The following is a 19,115-nucleotide window of genomic DNA, read 5'->3' as shown; positions in this document are numbered from 1 at the left end:
GCCCGGGCAGCCCCGGGCCCGGCGGCCCCGGGTCCGCGATCCGACGGGGATGAGGGGCTTGAGAACAGGAGCGATGACGCCGGCCGCGCCGGCACCACGGGGCGGGCCGGCCCTTGCGGGCGTGCTATGGCTGAAGGTGCTCGCCCTGGGCACCCTGGATGCCCTGGGGGCATGGGCGGCGGCGCGCCTTTGGGCCGATGGGCGGGTGTGGCCGGCGGTCGCCATGGTGGCAGGGCTCGTGGCGACCACGTGGATCTTCACCAGCCCAAGGGCCTACCCGATGCGCTACATCTGGCCGGGCTTCGTCTTCTTCGCGCTGCTGGTGATCTACCCCATCGGCTACACGGTGGCGGTGGCCTTCACCGACTACGGTACCGGCCACATGCTGAGCAAGGAACAGGTCATCCGGCAGTTCGAGACCATGACCTACGAGCCGGAAGACGCCTCCCGCTTCCGGTTCGCCGCCTTCCAGGCACCGGGAGGCACGCTGACGCTCGTGATGGAGGAGAGCCCGGGCCGGTGGGCTGTCCTGGAGGGGGGCAAGGTACGGCCGGCTGACCCGGCGGCCGACGGCCTGGTCGACGAGGACGGAGACGGGCTGCCCGACCGCATGGGGTCCCGGCAGGCGCTGGCGGTGGCCCAGCTCGCCCGGAGGTTGGCCGAGCTCCGGCAGATGCGGTGGGAGTGGGGAGACCGGATCCTGCGGATGATGAGCCTGCGGGAGCTCGGCGAGGCGCGCCACGCTTACCGGTACGACCCGGCCTCGGATACGCTGACCGATACGCGGACGGGCACCACCTACCGGCCCGTCGAGGGGTACTTCACCGGCGAGGACGGCCAGAGGCTGGAGCCGGGGTTCGTTACCTACGTCGGGCTGGACAACTTCGTGCGGATGGTCACCGACCCGGCCATCTCCCGGCCGTTCCTGCGGGTGTTCGTCTGGACCTTCGCATGGGCGGCCCTCACGGTGCTCTTGCAGTTCAGCGCCGGGCTAGGGCTGGCCGTGCTGCTCAACGACCCCCGGCTCAAGTTGCGCAACTTGTACCGCAGCGTGTTGATCCTCCCCTACTCGGTCCCGGCCTTCATCTCGGCACTCATGTGGGTGGGACTGCTCAACACCGAAGTCGGCGTGATCAACGACTTCGTCCGGGCGCTGGGGGCAGGGCCCATTCCGTGGCTCCAGAACCCCTTCTGGGCCCGGGTGGCGCTGTTCCTGGTCAACTTGTGGCTGGGGTACCCGTACATGATGATCATCACGCTGGGGGCGCTGCAAAGCATCCCGTCGGAGCTTTACGAGGCGGCCCTGGTGGACGGCGCCCGGCCGTGGGACGTCTTCCGGAGCGTGACCCTGCCGCTCTTGATGATCGCCGTCTCGCCGCTGCTCGTGGGCTCGTTTGCCTTCAACTTCAACAACTTCAACGTCATCTTCCTGGTGACGGGTGGGGGGCCGCCCATGGTGGGGGCCCAGACCCCGGCCGGGCACACGGACATCTTGATCTCTTACACTTACCGGCTGGCCTTCCAGGGCGGGCAGGGCACGCAGTTCGGGTTCGCCTCGGCAATCTCCATCGTGATTTTCCTCGTGGTGGCCATCTTGAGCGCCATCAACTTCCGGATGACGGGCGTGTTCGAGAAGATGAGCGAGAATGTATAGCCGCTACGGATGGGCGGGCCAGCTGTGGCGCCAGGCCCGCGTGTGGCTCGCGATCGGGTTCGCGCTCTTCCCGGTGGCGTGGATCGTCTCCGCCTCCTTGAACCCTGCCGACACCCTGGTCGGGCAGCGGCTCATTCCTCCCAACCCCACGCTGGAACACTACCGGGAGCTGTTCACTAACCCCGCGCACCCCTTCGGGTTGTGGCTGTGGAACAGCATCAAGGTCTCCGGGGTCTCCGCCGTCCTGACGGTGGCCATGGCGGCACTGGCGGCGTACGCGTTCTCCCGGTTCCGCTTCCGCGGGCGCCGGACGGGGCTTCTGGCACTGCTCATCGTGCAGATGTTCCCGCAGATGCTGGCCATGGTGGCCATCTACCTCATGCTGCTCGCCATCGGGCAATACGTGCCGTCGCTCGGGATCAACACCCACGGTGGCCTCATCCTGGTCTACCTGGGCGGGGCGCTCGGGTTCAACACCTATCTGATGAAAGGGTACTTCGACACCATCCCCCACTCGCTGGAGGAGTCGGCCATGATGGACGGCGCCTCCGCCTTCCAGGCGTTCTTGCACATCATCCTGCCCCTGGCGAGGCCGGTGCTGGCCGTCATCTTCCTGCTCGCCTTCATCGGCACGTACTCGGACTTCCTGCTGGCGAGCATCCTGCTCAAGGAGCGGACGGCGCTCACGTTTGCCGTGGGGCTGCGCATCTTCATCTCGGGGCAATACTCCACCCGGTGGGGCGTGTTCGCTGCGGCGTCGATCGTCGGGGCCCTGCCGATCTCCGTCATCTTCTACTTGCTGCGCAACCAGTTCGTATCGGGGTTGACCCAGGGCGCCGTCAAAGCGTGAAGGCCCGGCGCCGGGGCGGCGGTGAGGAGCCGTGAGCGTGGACGACCTCGTCTTTGACCACCGGGCCGAGTGGCCCATGGTGGCTTTCGTGGACGGCGGCGGGAAGCGCCTGCGCGTCGTGGCCCGCACCTCCCGGGGCGGCGCTCGGGAGGTGGGCGTGTGGTTCGCGGAGCGCTACCGCGGGGAGCCGCACGTACCTGCGGGCGAGCAGGCGGGGGAGGCGCAGGTGCTGTGCCGGCTCGCCGGGCAGGATCGGCAGTGGGACTACTGGGAGGCGGAGCTCTCCGTGCCGACGGGGCGCTACAAGTACCTCTTCTGGATCGTCCCCACCCGGCAAACCGGCCGCACCGGGCTCGTGTGGGCGGGCGATCACAGCGACCTGGGCGCTTGCCCGGGAGAGCTGTGGCCGTTCGAGGTGCCCCACCGCCTGGCCGTCGAAGCCCCGTCGGTGCCGGAATGGGCGCGGGGCGCGTTTTTCTACCAGATCTTCGTCGACCGTTTCCACAACGGCGATCCGGGCAACGACCCGCCCGGCACCCTCCCGTGGCCGGCACCGGGGGAAGCCCACCGCGCGGCGGTGCCCCGGGGATCGCACCCCTTCTACGGGGGCGACCTCGCGGGGGTGGCGGAGAAGCTGCCTTACCTGGCGTCGCTGGGCGTCGACGCGGTCTACCTCACACCCATCTTTCGCTCGCCGTCCAACCACAAGTACGACACGGAAGACTACCTGGCGGTCGATCCGGCTTTCGGCGACGCCGCAACGCTGCAGGAGATGGTGGACCGGGCCCACCGGCTCGGGATCCGGGTGGTGCTCGACCTCGTCTTCAACCACTCGGGCGACCGGTTCTTCGCCTTTCGCGACGTGGCCGAGAAGGGCGAGGCCTCGGCGTACCGGGAGTGGTTTTTCGTGAGGCGCTACCCCGTGACCGCCTCGCCGCCGTCGTACGAGACCTTCGCCACGGACGTCGCCAGCATGCCCAAGCTCAACACGGCCCACCCGGAGGTACGCCGTTACCTGATCGACGTCGCCCTGCACTGGATGCGCCACGCCGGGGTCGACGGCTTCCGGCTCGACGTGGCCAACGAGGTGTCGCCCCTCCTGTGGCGCGACCTGCGAGCCGCAGCGCGGGCAGAGCGGCCTGACGTCTTGCTCATCGGGGAAATCTTCCACCAGGCGACGCCGTGGCTCCGGGGCGACCAGTGGGACAGCGCGATGAACTACCCGTGGCGCAGGGCCGTCGTCGACTTCTTCGCCACGGGCCGGACGGCGCCGTCGCGACTCTGGGAACGCCTCGAGACCCTGCGCTTCGGCACGGCGCCGCCCGTCACCGAGGCCATGGTCAACCTCCTCGGAAGCCACGACACGCCGCGCTTTCGGCGCCTGGCGGGGGGCGAGACGTGGCGCCTGGAGCTTGCGACACTCTTTCAGTTCGCCTATCCCGGCGTGGCCCAGGTCTACTATGGCGACGAGGTAGCCATGGACGGAGGAGACGACCCGGACTGCCGGCGGCCCATGGAGTGGTCGCCGGGGCCGGAAGGTCTCAGGGTGCTGGAGCTGGTGCGGGCCCTGGGACAGTGGAGGCGGACGTACCCGTGCCTCAAGACCGGCGGAGTGCGGCTGGCCCTGCTGGACGACGCGGCCCAGGTCCTGGCGTTCTGGCGGGATGCGCCGGCGCCCGGTGCGGAGCGGCGGCAGGTCGGGGCGGCGCATCCTGAGTCGGCCAGGGCTTCCTGCCTGGTCGTGATCAACCGGGGGCGCTTCTCCTATGAGGTGCCCGCCGGATCCGTCCTGCCGCCCGGCCACCGCGTCGCGGCGAGCCTGGCCGCCGGCGGTGCCGCTGCGCCCTCGGCATCCGGCCCTGCCGCGGCCGGGGGCGAGAGGCTCCTCGTCGGCCCCCGCAGCGGGCTGCTCCTGGCGATCCTACCCGGCTGACCCGCTCACCGTGAGAGGCTTATACTGAGGCAGGGCTGCGACGGTGCCGCCCGCCGCACGAGCAGCCGGCGGTCGAGGCCGGGCCCGTCCCACGAAGGGAGCCGCTCTTGCACGATGGCCGATCCGCTGCAAGATACCTCCGTGGCGCACCGCCTGGCGGCCGTCCGCGCAAGTATCGAGACTGCCGCCCGAAGAGCCGGGCGAGACCCTGCTGCCGTCCGGCTGGTCGCCGTCACCAAGGGCGTGCAGGCGGCCCGCATCCGGGAGGCCGTCGCGGTGGGACAGCGCATCTTCGGAGAAAACCGGGTGCAGGAGCTGATGCCGAAGACGCAGGAACTGGCGGGGGAGGCAGCCGTCAGCTGGCACATGATCGGCCACCTGCAGCGCAACAAGGTACGCCACGTGGTGCCGGTGATTGCGATGCTCCATTCCCTCGACCGCCTGGAGCTCGCCACGGAGCTCGACCGGCAGTTGCAGCGCATCGGGCGGCGGCTTGCGGTGCTCGTCGAGGTCAACACCTCCGGCGAGCCCACCAAGTACGGCGTGGCCCCGGAAGAGGCGGCGGAGCTCGTCCGGGAGGCGGCGAAGCTGCCGTCCCTGGAGGTCCGCGGGCTCATGACCATCGGCCCCCACACTACCGACCAGGAGGCGGTACGGCGGGCCTTTCGCCTCTTGAGGCAGCTGCGGGACCGCATCCGTGAGGAAGGGACGGCCGGGCCGTCTTTCGGGGAACTTTCCATGGGCATGTCCTCCGACTTCCCCATCGCCGTGGAAGAGGGCGCCACGCTGGTGCGCGTCGGCACCGCCATTTTCGGGCCGAGGGCTCCGTGAAGGCCCGCACATCGGAGCCCTGCACACGGGGCCGGCGCGCCGGCACGGGATGGTCTCGTCTCCGCTTTCGCCGAGTCTAAACTGCGCGGGGCACCTTGGCTAACGGCCTCGTACGTGGTTAGACTGCACCGCGGGGAAGGGAGGGGCGGCCCATGACTTCCCGGCGGGTCTCCGAGGGCGTCCGGGTTGCGTTCGTCACCATCGTGATCAACCTGGCACTGTCGGCCGTCAAGATCGCGGCGGGCATCGCCGGGCGCAGCTACGCGGTGGTCGCCGACGGCTTCGAGTCGCTCACCGACATCGGCACGACCCTCGGTTTCGTGGCCGCCCTGCGCTGGGGGGATCGACCGCCCGACGCCGATCACCCGTACGGGCACCGGCGGGTCGAATCGGAGATCACCCGGGTCCTCATGCTGGCGCTCATGGCCATCGGCATCGTCATCGGCTGGCGGGCCCTCGTGGCCTTCGGGCGAGCGGAGCGGCCGACCTGGGTTGCCCCGGCGGTGGCTCTGTTGACCATCGGGGCCAAGGAGTGGATGTACTGGTACACGCTCGCGGCCGGGCGGCGGCTCCAGAGCGAGGCGCTGGTGGCCAACGCCTGGCATCACCGTACCGACGCCCTCGATTCCCTCGGGACCGTGGCCGCCGCGGTCGGGGCCATCCTGGGCTGGCGGTGGCTCGACCCGCTCGCCGGCCTCATCGTGGCGGGCGTCATCCTTGTCATCGCGGGGCGCCTCTACTGGCAGGCGACGCGGGAGCTGGTCGACACGGCACCGCCGGAGCCGGTCATGCAGCGGATGCGGGAGGCCGTCGAGGCCACCCCGGGCGTGCACAGCCTCTCCCGGTTACGTGCCCGGTTGCACGGCACCCGGGTGCTGGCCGACCTGGTCATCAAGGTGGACCCGGCCATCAGCGTCGTGAAGGGTCACGCCATCGCCGAGTCCGTGGAGCGCTCGCTCCATCGCGACGTCCCCGAGCTCCTCGACGTCACGGTCCACGTGGAGCCCTCCCCCGACGGCGCGCGGCCGAACGGCGGGGTCCGGCCACCGGAGGAGGCCCGCCGGGAGGAGGGCCCCCGCTGAAACCGTTGCGGCCCGTTCACCCCTTCGTTGCACATTCTTAACGTTTTCGACGCAGCCTTTTACGCGGTGATGATGCGCCATTAACGGCCGGCGGAGAGAGTTACGGCGGACGTTGGACAGGCCTGTCCTCGTGCGAAATCGAAGGGAGGCTCCGTGGGTGAGGCAGCACGCTCGTTTTCTGCGCCGGTACGTGGCGTCCGCCTTCGTAGCTCTGACCGCACTGCTGGTGGCCGTGGCGGGGGTCGGGACGGCGGCGGCCGAGTCCGTCAGCCTGACCGGTGCGGGCGCATCCTTCCCTTACCCGATTTACAGCAAGTGGATCGACGAGTACCACAAGCTGCATCCCAACATCACGATCAACTACCAGTCGATCGGTAGCGGCGGCGGCATCCGCCAGATCACCGAGAGGACCGTCGATTTCGGCGGCAGCGACGCTTTCCTCACCGATGAGCAGTTGAAGGCTGCTCCGGGCGAGCTCGTCCACATTCCGACGGTCATGGGCGCCGTGGTGATCACCTACAACGTCCCCGGCGTGACCAAGTCGATCAAGCTGACGCCGGACGTGGTGGCGGACCTGTTCCTCGGCAAGATCACCCGGTGGAACGACACGCGCATCACCTCCCTCAACCCTGACGTCAGGTTCCCCAACCTGCCCGTGTCGGTCGTGCACCGCAGCGACGGCAGCGGCACGACGTTCATCTTTACGAGCTACCTCTCCAAGGTGAGCCCGGAGTGGCAGTCCAAAGTTGGCGCCGGCACCTCGGTCTCCTGGCCGGTGGGCGTGGGCGCTCCGCAGAACGACGGCGTCGCGGGCCAGGTCCGGCAGATCCCGGGTGCGGTGGGGTACGTGGAGCTGGCGTACGCGCTGCAAAACAAGATGCCGTACGCAGCGCTGCGCAACCGCGACGGGTACTATGTCCTCCCGTCACTCGAGACGACCAGCAACGCGGCGGCCGGGATCGAGATGCCCAGGGACTACCGGGTGCTCGTGGTGGACGCGGCCGGCAAGGACAGCTACCCGATTGCGGCCTTCACCTGGATCCTGGTCTACAAGGAGCAGAGCGATCCGGTGAAGGGCAAGGCGCTGGTCGACTTCCTGTGGTGGGCGCTGCACGACGGGCAGAAGTATGCTCCTGCGCTCGAGTATGCCCCGCTGCCTGAGGCCGTGGTGAAGCGGCTGGAGGGCACGCTGCGCGAGATTACGTACCAGGGGAAGCCCCTGATCGAGAAGTAAACGAGGAAGGGCACGGGATGAGGCGGAGAGCGGCGAGCAGGGTCCGGTGCTTGCTCGCCGCTCGGCCCGCGCCTTGCAGCGGCCATGCCGGGTGGGCATGAGGGCGAGGGGGGATGGCACAGGCCGTGGGATCGAAGGGGCGCTTCAGCGACCGGCTGTTTCGCTGGCTGACCCAGGCGTCGGCGGCCACCATCGTCGCGATCGTGGTGGCCATCGGGCTTTCGTTGCTGCTCGCCTCCTGGCCGGCCATCCGCGCCTTCGGCTTCTCGTTCCTGGTCAACACCCACTGGGACCCGGTGCGGCGTTTGTTCGGCGGCTTCCCGTTCCTCTTCGGCACGCTCGTGACCTCGGCGGTGGCCCTGGCCCTGGCGGTGCCCGTGAGCTTCGGGATTGCCGTATTCCTCGCGGAGTATTGCCCGGCTCGCTTTCGCCAGAGCCTGTCGTTCGTCGTGGAGCTGCTCGCTGCCATCCCCAGCATCGTGTACGGGCTATGGGGGCTGTTCGTGCTGGTGCCCCTGATCCGGGACTACGTCGAGCTCCCGCTCGGGATGCGCTTCGGAGATTTCCCGCTCTTCTCCGGGCCGCCTTACGGCCTCGGCATGCTGGCGGCGGGCGTGGTGCTGGCCATCATGGTGACGCCCACCATCGCCGCCATCAGCCGTGACGTGCTGGCCGCCGTGCCTCGCAGCCAGCACGAGGCGGCCCTGGCGCTGGGCGCCACGCGGTGGGAGGCGATCCGCATGGCGGCGACGGGTTACGCCCGCGCGGGTATCCTGGGTGCCGTCATCCTGGGCCTCGGCCGGGCGCTGGGAGAGACGATGGCCGTCACGATGGTCATCGGCAACCGGCCCCAGGTGACCGCATCGCTCTTCGACCTGGGGGCGACGATGGCGAGCGTGATCGCCAACGAGTTCGCCGAGGCGGTGGACGACCTCTACCTTTCCACGCTTTTCGAAGTGGGGCTGATGCTGTTCTTGCTGACCTTCCTGCTCAACCTGGCGGCCCGGGCGCTGGTGCAGCGGGTGGCGCGGGGCGTCTCCACCGCGTCGGGGAGGCTGTAGGCCGTGGCGGTCTACGACGGGACGCACGAAATGGCGGCCGTGGCCGGTGCGCTTCGCGGCGGGGTGAGCTGGGGCCGTCGCTTGAGGGATCGGCTCTCGGTCGTCCTGTCGATGGCGGCGGTCGCCGTGGCGGTGATCCCGCTCGGGAGCATCCTCCTGTGGGTCGCCCGTCAGGGGCTTTCGGCCATCGACTGGGAGTTTCTCACCTCGCTGCCGAAGCCCGTGGGCGAGCCTGGCGGAGGGATGGCCAACGCCATCGTCGGCACCGTCCAGCTGGTGACCTTCGCCGGGGTAATGGCGGTGCCGGTCGGGGTGCTGGCCGGGGTGTTCTTGTCGGAGTTCGGCAACACCAGGCTGGCGGAGTGGGTGCGGGCGATCACCGACGCGCTGACCGGGGTGCCGTCCATCGTCGTCGGCATCTTCGCCTACACGGTGCTCGTCCGGCCGACGGGCCACTTCTCCGGTTGGGCCGGCAGCTTCGCCCTGGCGGTACTGATGCTGCCCGTCGTGACGCGCACGACCGAGGAGATGATCCGCCTCGTGCCCCACTCCATCCGGGAGGCGTCGTTGGCGCTGGGCGTCCCGATGTGGCGCACGGTGCTCTCGGTCATCATCCCGAGCGCGCTTCCCGGTATCGTGACGGGTGTGCTGCTGGCCCTGGCCCGGGTCGCCGGGGAAACGGCGCCGCTGTTGTTCACGGCCCTTGGCAACCGTTTCTGGCCGCGATCGTTTAACGAGCCCGTAGCGGCGTTGCCGCTGCAACTTTACGTGTACGCCAAGTCGCCGTACGAAGATTGGCACAGGCAGGCCTGGGGCGCGGCCCTGGTGCTGGTCGGCATGGTGCTCGTCACCAGCATCCTGGCCCGCCTGGCGACGGCCCGCACCGCCGGCCGGGGTGGGCGGTCGTGAGGAAGGAGTCGAAGGACGTGGCGGGGATGGTGCGTTCCTTTGCGAGCAGGCCCGCTCCCGATGGCGGGCTGGACGGGGCGGCGGCGCTGTCGGCGCCCCTCAGGGAGTTGACTCGCCCCCGGGCCCAGGTGCGCGCGGCGGCGGCCGAGGCCGGCGAGGAGCTCGCCATGGCTGCCGAAAACCTGAGCGCCTGGTACGGCAGCACCCAGGCCCTGCGGTCGGTCACGCTGCCGATTCGCTCCCGCGCCGTCACGGCCATCATCGGCCCTTCCGGCTGCGGCAAGTCGACCCTCATCCGCTGCTTCAACCGCCTGCACGAGGTGCTCCCGGGGGCCCGGGTGAGCGGGCGGGTGCTGCTCGCCGGCCGCAACATCTACGATCCCCGTGTCGACCCCGTGGAGGTGCGGCGCAAGGTCGGCATGGTGTTCCAGAAGCCCAATCCCTTCCCGACCATGTCGATCTTCGACAACGTGGCCGCGGGCCTGCACCTGGTCGGCATTCGCAACCGCCGGCTCGTCGCCGAGGTGGTCGAGCGCAGCCTGCGGATGGCGGCGCTGTGGGACGAGGTGAAAGACCGCCTCCACGACAACGCCATGGCCCTGTCGGGCGGGCAGCAGCAGCGGCTGTGCGTGGCCCGGGCGCTGGCCGTGGAACCCGAGGTGCTGCTCATGGACGAACCGACGTCGGCCCTCGACCCCATCTCCTCGGGCAAACTCGAGGAGCTCATCGGCGAACTGCGTCGAACCTACACCATCGTGATCGTGACCCACAACATGCAACAGGCGGCTCGGGTCAGCGACTACACGGCCTTCATGCTCCTGGGCGAACTGGTGGAGTACGGCCCAACCGACGACATCTTCACCAACCCCACGGACGAACGCACCGAGGCGTACGTGACGGGGCGCTTCGGTTGATCCCCGCCGCCTGCCCCGTCAGAGGGGGCTGGAGGGGCTTCCATGGCGCTAGAGATAGAGGGACTGGTCAAGCATTTCGGAGCCGTCCGGGCGCTCGACGGCGTAACCTTCGAGGTGCCTGAGGGCACCGTCTTCGGGCTCATCGGCCCCAACGGCGCCGGCAAGACCACGACGATGCGGGCGATCCTGCGCATCCTGGAGCCCGACGGCGGGTCCATCCGGTGGAAGGGCCGGCCGATCGAGGAGGTGCCACCGGCTCGCTTCGGTTACCTCCCGGAGGAACGCGGGCTCTACCCGCGCATGCGCGTGCGCGACGAGCTCGCCTTCTTCGGGGAGCTGCGGGGGCTTTCCGGCAAGGCGCTGCGGCAGGCCATCGATACTTTCGTGGAACTGCTCCACATGCAGGACATCATCGAGCGCAAGGTGGACGACCTGTCCAAGGGCAACGCCCAGAAGGTGCAGTTCGCTGCGGCCTGCCTGCACGATCCGGAGCTGCTGGTGCTCGACGAGCCGTTCAGCGGGCTCGACCCGGTCAACGTGCGGCTGTTCATGCGGGCTTTCCGGCACATGCGGGAGCGGGGAGCCACCATCTTGTTCTCGAGCCACCGGATGGAGCACGTGGAGCAGCTGTGCGACGCCCTCGCTCTCATCGCGCGTGGCCGGGTGCTGGTCACCGGGGCGGTGGAGGAGGTGCGGCGGCGCACGGGCCGGCGGGTACTGCGCCTGGCGTGGGAGACGCCGGGAGATGGAGCAGGGCGGGTGGCGCCCGGCGACGAGCTGGCCCGGTGGCTGGAGGAGCTCGCCAGGCGGGATCTCACGGTACGGCACCGGCCGCAGGGCGTGGTGGAGGTCGCCTGGCAGGATGGCGCACCCGAAAGGGAGACCCTGGCGGACGAGCTGGTCGGGCAGGCCTCCCGGCTGGGGCGGCTGCGCCTGTTCGAGCTGACCTACCCTTCGCTCGAGAGCGTCTACGTGGAGACAGTCGGCGCCGAGGCCGTCGCCGGTGAGGAGGAGGCCCGGTGAGGACCGTCTGGGTGCTGGCCAAGCGGGAGTTCAGGGTGCTGGTCGCCTCGCGCGCGTTTCTCTTCGGCACCATCGTCGGCGTGTTGGCCATCCTTTCGTTGTCGTTCCTGCCGGGGCTGTTGGCCCGGTGGACGGCTCCCACCGAGACGACGGTCGTGGTGTCGGATCGGACGGGGCAGGCGGCCGGCGCCCTGCAAGGGGTGCAGGCGGCCATGCCCGAGCTCGTGCGGCCCCACATCGTCTGGAAGCGCGCCGCCGAGACCGAGGCCTTCGCCGGCGAGGCCGCTCCCTCGCTCGAGCAGCTCAAGCAGGCGGCCGCCGACGGCAAGATCGGCGAGTTCCTGTACGTGGACCGGGACCAGGCGGGCGAGTTGCGCTGGGTCGTAGGAGGCAAGGAGGTCTCCGGGGCGGTGGTGCGGGGGGTGCAGCAGCTCGCCACGCCGGTGGCGGTAGCCGACCGGGCCCGGCGATGGGGCATCGCTCCCGAGCAGGTGGCAGGGCTGCAGGCTCCTGCGCAGGTGGAGGTGGAGGAGATCAAGCCCCCCGAGGCCGCGCACCGCTCCCCGGTGGCGGCCGGGAGTGCGTCCGACCTCGGCGAGATGATAAGCTTCTGGATGGCGTACCTGTTGATGTTCGCCCTCTACATGACGCTCATCCTGTACGGCCAGGCGGTGTCCAACGGGGTGGCGGCGGAGAAGGGTAACCGGGTCGTGGAGATGGTACTGGTCGGCGCCCGGCCGTCCCAGATCCTGCGCGGCAAGCTCCTGGGCGTGTCGCTGACGTCGCTGGTGCAGTACCTGGCGTGGGGGGCGGCCGCGGCGGTGGCGCTGGTGATCCAGCGCACGGCGCTGCAGCAGCAGCTGAGCCGGCTGGTCGGCTTTCCGGTGGAGCTTTCGGCGGTGCCGCCGTGGCTGTTGGGGTACCTCATCCTCTTTTTCTTGCTGGGATTCATGAGCTACTCGGCGCTGTTCGCTGCCTCGGCCTCGCTCGCCAGCCGGCCCGAGGAGGCCAACCAGACGGTCTGGCCGCCCGTGCTGCTGATCCTGGCCGCCTACATGGTGGCGGCCGTCGGCATGGCCGACCCGACAGGCCGGGTTGCGGTCGTCGGCTCGATGGTGCCGTTCGTGGGGCCGATGGCGATGTTTACCCGGTTGGTCATGACGGCGGTACCGGTCAGCCACATCCTGATCAGCGTCGCCACGTCCTTGGTGGCGGCGTGGCTGACGCTCTTGCTGGCCGAGCGGGTGTACCGGGGCTCGATCCTGCTCACCCGCCGTACGGGGTGGCTGGCGGCCCTGCGCCAGGGCTCCTAGCCGGCCCCGCTAGCCGGCCCCGCTCTCTTTAGAGGTCGACGCGCTCTTTTGCGCGCAGGTACTGCCGGGGCCACGGTGCGGCGTCGCCGAGGGTGCGGGCGGCATGGAGCGGCCAGTGAGGCTCCCGCAGCAGCGCCCTGCCCAGGGCCACCAGGTCGGCGTCCCCCTGCCGCAGGATGGCCTCGGCGTGCTCGGGCCTGGTGATGAGCCCCACGGCGATCGTGGGGATCTTGGCCTCGTGACGGAGACGACGGGCTGCCGGGACGTTGAACCCGGGGTATTCGGCCACCGCGGCGCCTGCCATGCCCCCGGACGAGCAGTCGATGGCATCGACGCCGGCCTCCTGGAGCGCCCTTGCCACCGCCACGGCTTGCTCCACGTCGAAGCCGCCGGGGATCCAGTCGGTCGTCGAGAGCCGCACCAGCATGGGACGCCCCTGGGGCCACGCCTCCCTGACGGCCCGTGCCACTCGCACCGGGAAGCGCATGCGCCCTTCCAGGCTTCCCCCGTGCTCGTCGGCGCGGCGATTGGAGAGGGGCGACAGGAACTCGTGGAGCAAGTACCCGTGGGCAGCGTGGAGCTCCAGCACGTCGAACCCCACCTCGGCCGCCCAGCGGGCCGCCTGCACGAAGGCCTGCGCGACCCGGTCCATCTCATCGGCAGAGAGCTCGTGGGGCACTACCCAGCCCTCGGCGAAGGGAACGGCGCTGGGCGCGACCGGATGCTGCGGCCCCCGCCCTTTGGAGGCGGAGAACGCCTTGCGCCCGGCGTGGGCAATCTGGATCCCCGCGGCCGCGCCCTGGCTGTGGATGAACTCCACCAGCCGCCGCAACCCCGGAAGCTGGCGGGGGTCGTACAACCCCAGATCCTGGGTGCTGATGCGGCCGCGAGGCTCGACGGCCGTGGCCTCGACCATGACGAGCCCCACGCCGCCGGCGGCCCGGCTGCCGTAGTGGACGAGGTGCCAGTCGGTGACCTGCCCGTCCTCGCCTGCCGAGTACTGGCACATAGGAGACATCACGATACGGTTACGCAGCGTGACACGGCGCAAAGCGTAGGGGGAAAGCAACGTCGACACCGCTTGGAGACCTCCCGCGATCATGAAGCTATCCCGATCCCCAGCGCCAGGGCAAGCCAGGCCAGGACGGCGAGGATGCTCGCCTCGGCCCCGTAGACCCCGCCGCTCCACCACCAGGGGCCTGCGGGGCGCACCCTCCAGTGCGGCGGCAGCAGCCCGACCAGGAGCGGCTCGAGCCGGGACGCCGCGTACAGCGGAAAGCCCAGCACCGGCCATTGCACCAGGTTCCAGGCGAGGTGGGCGCCGACGGCCATGCTGAGCCCGCCTGTGCGCAGCACCATGGCGGAGAAGGCCCATCCCGAGACGCACGCCGTTACGAAGCCGGTCGCCTGCTGCAGCGGCACGGTCGCCTGCGAGGCGCCGAGGCGGGCGTTGGGGAGGTGGGCGAGGCCGAAGAGGAGGCTGGAGACGGCGATGGCCGCGGCGCTCCCCACGTATCCCCGCAAGAAGCTCAGGAGCAGGCCACGAAACAGCCATTCCTCGGCGAGCGCGGCGGCCGCCACCAGCAGGACGGCTCCGAGCGCCCGGGAGGCGGGCGGCGCGGCAGATGGCCCCGTAGCCCGCTCCACCCGGATCCACCCAAAGCCGGCCTGTACGGGCGCCACGGCCGCCATGGCGGCTGCCCCGAGTGCGAAGCCCGCGAGCAGGGAGTGCGCCATCAGGCTTGCCCCGGGAAGGCGGCCGGGCAGCAGTGCGGGCGGCGAGCCCCGCTCAGCGCAGGGCAGTCAAGAGGATGGCCGTCGCCAGGCCCAGGATGGCGGCCGCGGCGAAAATCCGGCGTATCCACCGTTCCCGGGCCGCCGAACGGATCTCCGGATGGTCGCCGTGGGTGACGACTGGCAGGCTGTCCAGGAACTCCCTGGCCGACAGCTGGACGGGGGGAGGCGCGGTCCAGAGGTTTTCCCGGGGGACGAAGTCCGGGCAGTGGCGCGCGTTGGGGCGCTCGGGCCGGCGACAGGCGTCGCCGTAGTCGTATCGGCAGTGGTCGCACAGGTATCCTGCCATCCCTGGTCACACTCCACTGGGGCTGTCGGGAGAGGGTGGCCGGCACCCCTGGGTTTTCCGGGAGAACGCTCTTATTGTTGCCCATCGCTGCCAGTTTCACCACTGCTGCCAGGGAGTTCGACGCCGGGTGGCGAAACGCCCTTCGAGGCTCAACGCCCGGCGTGGAGGAGGTCTCGGATGCGAGCGAAGGGATTCACCGGTGGGCGGAGCGCACTCGTCATGGCAGCGGCGGTGGCGATCGCTGTGGCGGCAGGGCTGGCCTTGCCCGCCTGCGCGGCGAGCCAGGGGATGGCGTTGATGACGATCCGTGCCCGGACGGGTATGCCCGGGGGCATCGAGTTGCGCTGGGCCCCGAGCGGGGGTAGCGAGTGGTGGGGCGCCGCCGTCGCCTTCGAGCGCAGCGCGCACGAGCTCGAGGCGCTTTGGGCCGGGCACCTGTGGGCCCTGGGACCGGACAACCTGAGCCAGCTCGGCGTCCAGGCCGGGTACAACCTGCCCAAGGAGGAGCCGCAGTGGACGAGTGGGCCGTGGGTGGGCTTCTACGCCGGGCAGCAGTGGAGGCTCGTGCCCGTGGCCCTGCAGTTCGGGGCGTCGTTGCGGGTGCCGGTCGACGCGCCGCAGCACGTCTGGTGGGAGACGTCGGCAGGCATCGGCCTGTCGTGGTAGCGGGCAGGGTGCACCATCGCGCGGGTGAAAGCCCGCACTTACCCACGAGAAGGGTGAAGCGGCGTGGCCGGGGGACGAGCCGGGGAGGAGCGGGCGGCGGGCGGCAGCGTGTCACCCGGAGCGGCGGAAGAGCCGGGCAAGCCTCGGTGGATCGTCATCACGGCGGACGTCATCGGCTCACGCGCGGTCGAGCCGAAGGGCGCGCTGATGGGGGCCCTCGCCGAGAGCCTCGAGGCGTTCAATCGCGCCTGGGCCGGGCTCATCGCGGTACCCTTCTCGGGCGCGGCGGGCGACGAGGTGCAGGGCGTGCTCGTGCCCGGCGTCGAGGCGTTCGCCATGGTGCGCCGGCTCCGCTGGGCGGCCCGCCAGGCGGCGGTGCGCCCGGCGCTCAGGCTGCGCGTGGGCATCGGATGGGGTACCATCGACACGCCGATGCAGGCGGCCAGCTCGTGGGAGATGGATGGGCCGGCCTTCCACCGGGCCAGGCAAGCCCTGGCCCGGGCAGGGGAGGTGCGGGGCGAGACGACGCGCTTTTCGGGCCCGGATCCGGAGCACGAGGCGTGGGTCAACGTGACGCTCTCCCTGGTGGACGCCATCGTGCAGCGCTGGACGCAGGCGCAGTGGGAGGCCGTCGACGCCTACGAGCGCCGGGGTACCTACGCCGCGGCCGCCTCGGAGGTCGGGGTGGCCCTGCAAAACGTCCAGAAGCGCTGCGCCGCCGCCCGCTGGCCCGTGATCCGGGAGGCGGAGCGGGCCCTGGGGCGGTCCCTGGAGAGGGCTGCACCTGTAGAGCGGTGAAACGCCGTACTTCACCGGTAGGAGGGTGACGCCGCTGTCGCTGGAGGGCCTGTGGGGCTCGACGGTGCCGCCCGGCGCGGTGGGATCCACGCTGGTCTGGATCTTCCTTGCCGCCCACGTGCTGGCGGATTTCCTGTTCCAGACGGACGGCGTCTTTCAGGGCCGGCTCGACGGCCAGGCTCGCGCCTACCTCGTCCACGGCCTGACGCACCTCGTGCTCTCGTGGGCGCTCTCGGTGGCGGCGTGGTCGCCGGGGGTCCTGCTGGCGGGCGTGATCGTCGCCGCGGTGCACGTGGCGGTCGACGTGGCCAAGGACGGGCTGCTGCGGGCGAGGGCGCGCCTCGACCGCGGAGCGCCGGCGGGCGGCGCCGCCGGGGCCTGGGCGTTCGTGGCCGACCAGCTGGTGCACGTGTGGGTGATCGTGTTCGTCGTGGCGTTGATTCCTCCCGGTTTCTTGCGGCCCTGGACCGGGGCGGATCTGCTCCTTCGCTTCGTGGCAGGAGCCTCGGCAGCCCGGGTGCTGGCCCACGAGGAAGCCTGGCGGCTGGCGGCCGTCTATCTGGCCGTGGTGCTGGGAGGGGCGGTGCTGGTGCGGCTCGTGCTCCAGGCGGCTCGGACGGTGCCGGCCGGCACGGGGTTCACCGCCACGGGGGAGCGGCAGGTACCGCGCACGGGCACCTACGTGGGGATGGTGGAGCGGGCGCTCATCCTCTCGTTCCTGCTCCTCGGGTCGCACGCGGCCGTCGGCTTCGTCATCGCCGCCAAGTCCATCGCGCGCTTTCGGGAGCTCGAGGACAGGGCATTCGCCGAGTACTACCTGGTGGGCACGCTGCTGAGCGTGCTGGTGGCCCTGGGTGGCTACCTCGTTCTCCGGCCCGCCGGCTGACGGCCGCGGGCGCCTCGCGCGCACGGCGGCACTCGCTGCTGCCCTGGTCGTGCTTGCGGCAGGCGGCCAGCTCCTGGGCCTGTGGGAGCCGCTCGAGCTCATGGCCTACGACCGGGTGGTAGGCGTGCGATTCGCCGCCGGGCCTCCCAGCCGAGCGGCCTCCCGTATCGCGGTGATCGCCGTCGACGAGCGCTCCCTGGAGCGGCTGGGAGCCTGGCCCTGGCCCGCCTCGGTGCACGCCCGGCTGTGGCAGGTGCTGGCCCGAAGCCGCCCGGCCGCGGTCGGCTTCGACGTGATGCTGAAGGAGCGTCCCCGGGATCCTGCGGACGTGCGGGCCCTGATCGAAGCGGCCCGCAGGCTCGACGGGCTGGTGATGCCGGGCGGGGCGGAGGCGCCCTTCCCCGAGCTGGCCGGGGCGGTACGGCACCTGGCGTCGATCCGGTACCCCGTCGACCCCGACGGGAGGGTGCGCCGGCTCGTCTCCGAGCCCGGGGAGCCTCTTCCGATGGCGGCCGTGCTCGCGGCGCTGGCCAACGAGGCGAGCGGCGCTACGACTTCGGCCGGGCCACCGTCCCCTCGGGCCGCACCGGCTCCGGCGGCGGGAGGGAGCTCGGTCTGGTGGATCGACTGGAGGCGTCCTCCTGTCGTGCGATGGCCGTTGTCGGTGACCGCGCTTTTCCCGACCTACTCCCTGGTCGACGTGCTCGACGGCACCGTGGATCCGTCCTGGATCGAGGGCCGGGTGGTACTGGTGGGGGTGACCGCACCGGGGGTCGCGGGCGCCGACCGTCACCTCACCTCCCTGGCGCGCCTGGGGCCCGTGCCGGGCGTGCTCGTGCACGCCGGTGCCGTTCGGGCGTTGCTCGATCCGGGGGCAGTGCGGCGGGCCGGGGGGTGGAGCGCGACCATCTCCGCCGTCCTGGTCGGCCTGGCCTGGGCGGCGGCCGGATCCGCGAGCGGGCGCCGGGGCGGGCCGGCCCGAGCAGGCGGGCGACTGCTGGTGCCCCTCGCTTTGCTGGGGCTCTATGAGATGGCCGCCGTGACCCTCTTCGTCTGGGCCGGCTGGTGGCTCCCCATGGCCGCGCCGGCCATGGGGCTGCTCGGCACGCAGATCGCCGCAGGAGCGCAGGCGGTAGTGGAAGAGCGCCGCCGGCGCCGGCACGTCGAGATGGCGTTCGGCCGGTACGTCGCCCGGGAGGTACTCGAGGAACTGATCCGCTCCTCCGACCTTCCAGCCGTGGGCGGCGCTCGCCGCAAGGTGGCCGTGCTCATGGCCGATCTCTGCTCGTTCACCCCGTTTGCCGAGCGCCACGCCCCCGAGCAGGTGGTCGAGGCGCTCAACGCTTACCTGGAGGCGATGGCCCGGCCGGTGCTCGAAGCCGGCGGTATGCTCGACAAGTACCTGGGCGACGGCATCCTGGCCGTCTTCGGCGCGCCGGTGGGGGGCCCCGGTGCCGCCAGGCGGGCGCTCCTGGCATCCATGGCCATCGTGGAGCGGGTGCAGGCGCTCAACCGGGCGCGCGCTTCGAGCGGGCGCTGCGCGCTCGACGTGCGAGTGGCGATCCACGCGGGAGAGGTCATCGTCGGCAACGTGGGCATTCCCGAGCGGCTCGACTACACCGCCATCGGGGATGCGGTCAACCTGGCGAGCCGCCTGCAGGATCTGGCAGGGCCGGGGGAGGTCGTGGCGTCCGTCCCCGCCATGGAAGCGGCGAGGACGGAGACGGGCGTGCCGCCGCCCGCGCCTCGTGGATGGCAACGGTTTGACCCCGAGACGGTGACGCTTCGCGGGCGTCGCGAGCCGGTGGCGGTGGTACGGTGGCGCAAGACCGGACTCGCGGCCGGAGATGGTCCGGGGCCCCTCGCTGTGTGACGGGT

18 protein-coding genes are annotated in these 19,115 nt (G+C 70.8%); 15 read left to right on the top strand and 3 right to left on the bottom strand.

All coding sequences use genetic code 11. The annotated features are described in order from the left end of the window. Nucleotides 1-58: 58 nt before the first annotated feature. The 11 genes from malF to U7230_RS08435 all read left to right on the top strand — a co-directional run bounded on the left by malF (nt 59) and on the right by U7230_RS08435 (nt 12,804). Nucleotides 59-1,654, top strand: a complete 1,596-nt coding sequence (gene malF, locus U7230_RS08485) for a maltose ABC transporter permease MalF (protein ID WP_324715417.1) — start codon at nt 59-61, stop codon at nt 1,652-1,654. After that, entirely contained in the window at nt 1,647-2,504 is an 858-nt protein-coding gene (locus tag U7230_RS08480; RefSeq protein ID WP_324715416.1) for a sugar ABC transporter permease, read from the top strand. The genes malF and U7230_RS08480 overlap by 8 nt, the downstream gene beginning before the upstream one ends. A gap of 31 nt (nt 2,505-2,535) precedes the next feature. Then, nucleotides 2,536-4,437: a glycoside hydrolase family 13 protein gene (locus U7230_RS08475; RefSeq protein WP_324715415.1), complete on the top strand. Its 1,902-nt coding sequence runs from the start codon at nt 2,536-2,538 to the stop codon at nt 4,435-4,437. A 114-nt stretch (nt 4,438-4,551) separates the two neighbouring features. After that, a complete protein-coding gene (locus U7230_RS08470) occupies nt 4,552-5,268 on the top strand; it encodes a YggS family pyridoxal phosphate-dependent enzyme (protein ID WP_324715414.1) in 717 nt (238 codons plus the stop codon). Between the two features lie 152 nt (nt 5,269-5,420). After that, the gene (locus U7230_RS08465; RefSeq protein ID WP_324715413.1) at nt 5,421-6,350 is read left to right on the top strand and encodes a cation diffusion facilitator family transporter; all 930 of its coding nucleotides are present in this window, start codon (nt 5,421-5,423) and stop codon (nt 6,348-6,350) included. Nucleotides 6,351-6,507: 157 nt separating this feature from the next. Beyond that, a complete protein-coding gene (gene pstS, locus U7230_RS08460) occupies nt 6,508-7,584 on the top strand; it encodes a phosphate ABC transporter substrate-binding protein PstS (protein ID WP_324715412.1) in 1,077 nt (358 codons plus the stop codon). A gap of 113 nt (nt 7,585-7,697) precedes the next feature. Further along, a complete protein-coding gene (gene pstC / locus U7230_RS08455) occupies nt 7,698-8,645 on the top strand; it encodes a phosphate ABC transporter permease subunit PstC (RefSeq protein WP_324715411.1) in 948 nt (315 codons plus the stop codon). A gap of 3 nt (nt 8,646-8,648) precedes the next feature. After that, the gene (pstA, locus tag U7230_RS08450) at nt 8,649-9,554 is read left to right on the top strand and encodes a phosphate ABC transporter permease PstA (RefSeq protein WP_324715410.1); all 906 of its coding nucleotides are present in this window, start codon (nt 8,649-8,651) and stop codon (nt 9,552-9,554) included. A 167-nt stretch (nt 9,555-9,721) separates the two neighbouring features. Then, complete coding sequence (gene pstB, locus U7230_RS08445) at nt 9,722-10,468, top strand: phosphate ABC transporter ATP-binding protein PstB (protein ID WP_404980654.1); 747 nt, start codon at nt 9,722-9,724, stop codon at nt 10,466-10,468. Nucleotides 10,469-10,510: 42 nt separating this feature from the next. Beyond that, nucleotides 10,511-11,491, top strand: coding sequence for an ABC transporter ATP-binding protein (locus U7230_RS08440; RefSeq protein ID WP_324715408.1), 981 nt, complete (start codon nt 10,511-10,513; stop codon nt 11,489-11,491). Continuing rightward, nucleotides 11,488-12,804: an ABC transporter permease gene (locus U7230_RS08435; RefSeq protein WP_324715407.1), complete on the top strand. Its 1,317-nt coding sequence runs from the start codon at nt 11,488-11,490 to the stop codon at nt 12,802-12,804. Before U7230_RS08440 ends, U7230_RS08435 begins: the two co-directional genes overlap by 4 nt. Nucleotides 12,805-12,832: 28 nt before the next feature. Here the strand turns inward: U7230_RS08435 and U7230_RS08430 are convergent, their stop codons facing one another. From U7230_RS08430 to U7230_RS08420, 3 genes are read right to left on the bottom strand one after another with little or no spacing between them, the layout of a single operon-like run. After that, nucleotides 12,833-13,882: an NADH:flavin oxidoreductase/NADH oxidase gene (locus tag U7230_RS08430; protein WP_324715406.1), complete on the bottom strand. Its 1,050-nt coding sequence runs from the start codon at nt 13,880-13,882 to the stop codon at nt 12,833-12,835. A gap of 20 nt (nt 13,883-13,902) precedes the next feature. Then, on the bottom strand, nt 13,903-14,541 hold the full coding sequence (locus U7230_RS08425) for a CPBP family intramembrane glutamic endopeptidase (RefSeq protein WP_324715405.1): 639 nt from the start codon (nt 14,539-14,541) through the stop codon (nt 13,903-13,905). 52 nt (nt 14,542-14,593) lie between these two features. After that, a complete protein-coding gene (locus U7230_RS08420) occupies nt 14,594-14,887 on the bottom strand; it encodes a hypothetical protein (RefSeq protein ID WP_324715404.1) in 294 nt (97 codons plus the stop codon). Nucleotides 14,888-15,064: 177 nt separating this feature from the next. On the opposite strand from U7230_RS08420, the gene U7230_RS08415 reads away from it, so the two are divergent. The 4 genes from U7230_RS08415 to U7230_RS08400 all read left to right on the top strand — a co-directional run bounded on the left by U7230_RS08415 (nt 15,065) and on the right by U7230_RS08400 (nt 19,110). After that, nucleotides 15,065-15,553, top strand: a complete 489-nt coding sequence (locus U7230_RS08415) for a hypothetical protein (RefSeq protein WP_324715403.1) — start codon at nt 15,065-15,067, stop codon at nt 15,551-15,553. A gap of 63 nt (nt 15,554-15,616) precedes the next feature. Beyond that, entirely contained in the window at nt 15,617-16,351 is a 735-nt protein-coding gene (locus U7230_RS08410; protein ID WP_324715402.1) for a SatD family protein, read from the top strand. A 25-nt stretch (nt 16,352-16,376) separates the two neighbouring features. Beyond that, nucleotides 16,377-17,237, top strand: a complete 861-nt coding sequence (locus U7230_RS08405; RefSeq protein WP_324715401.1) for a DUF3307 domain-containing protein — start codon at nt 16,377-16,379, stop codon at nt 17,235-17,237. Next, on the top strand, nt 17,206-19,110 hold the full coding sequence (locus U7230_RS08400) for a CHASE2 domain-containing protein (protein WP_324715400.1): 1,905 nt from the start codon (nt 17,206-17,208) through the stop codon (nt 19,108-19,110). Before U7230_RS08405 ends, U7230_RS08400 begins: the two co-directional genes overlap by 32 nt. The last annotated feature ends 5 nt before the right edge of the window (nt 19,111-19,115 follow it).

The organism is Limnochorda sp. L945t (assembly GCF_035593305.1).
GTDB classification, from domain to species: Bacteria; Bacillota; Limnochordia; order Limnochordales; family Geochordaceae; genus Carboxydichorda; species Carboxydichorda subterranea.
Note: the sequence above shows the minus strand (reverse complement) of the source record. Positions and strands in the feature narration are given on the sequence as shown.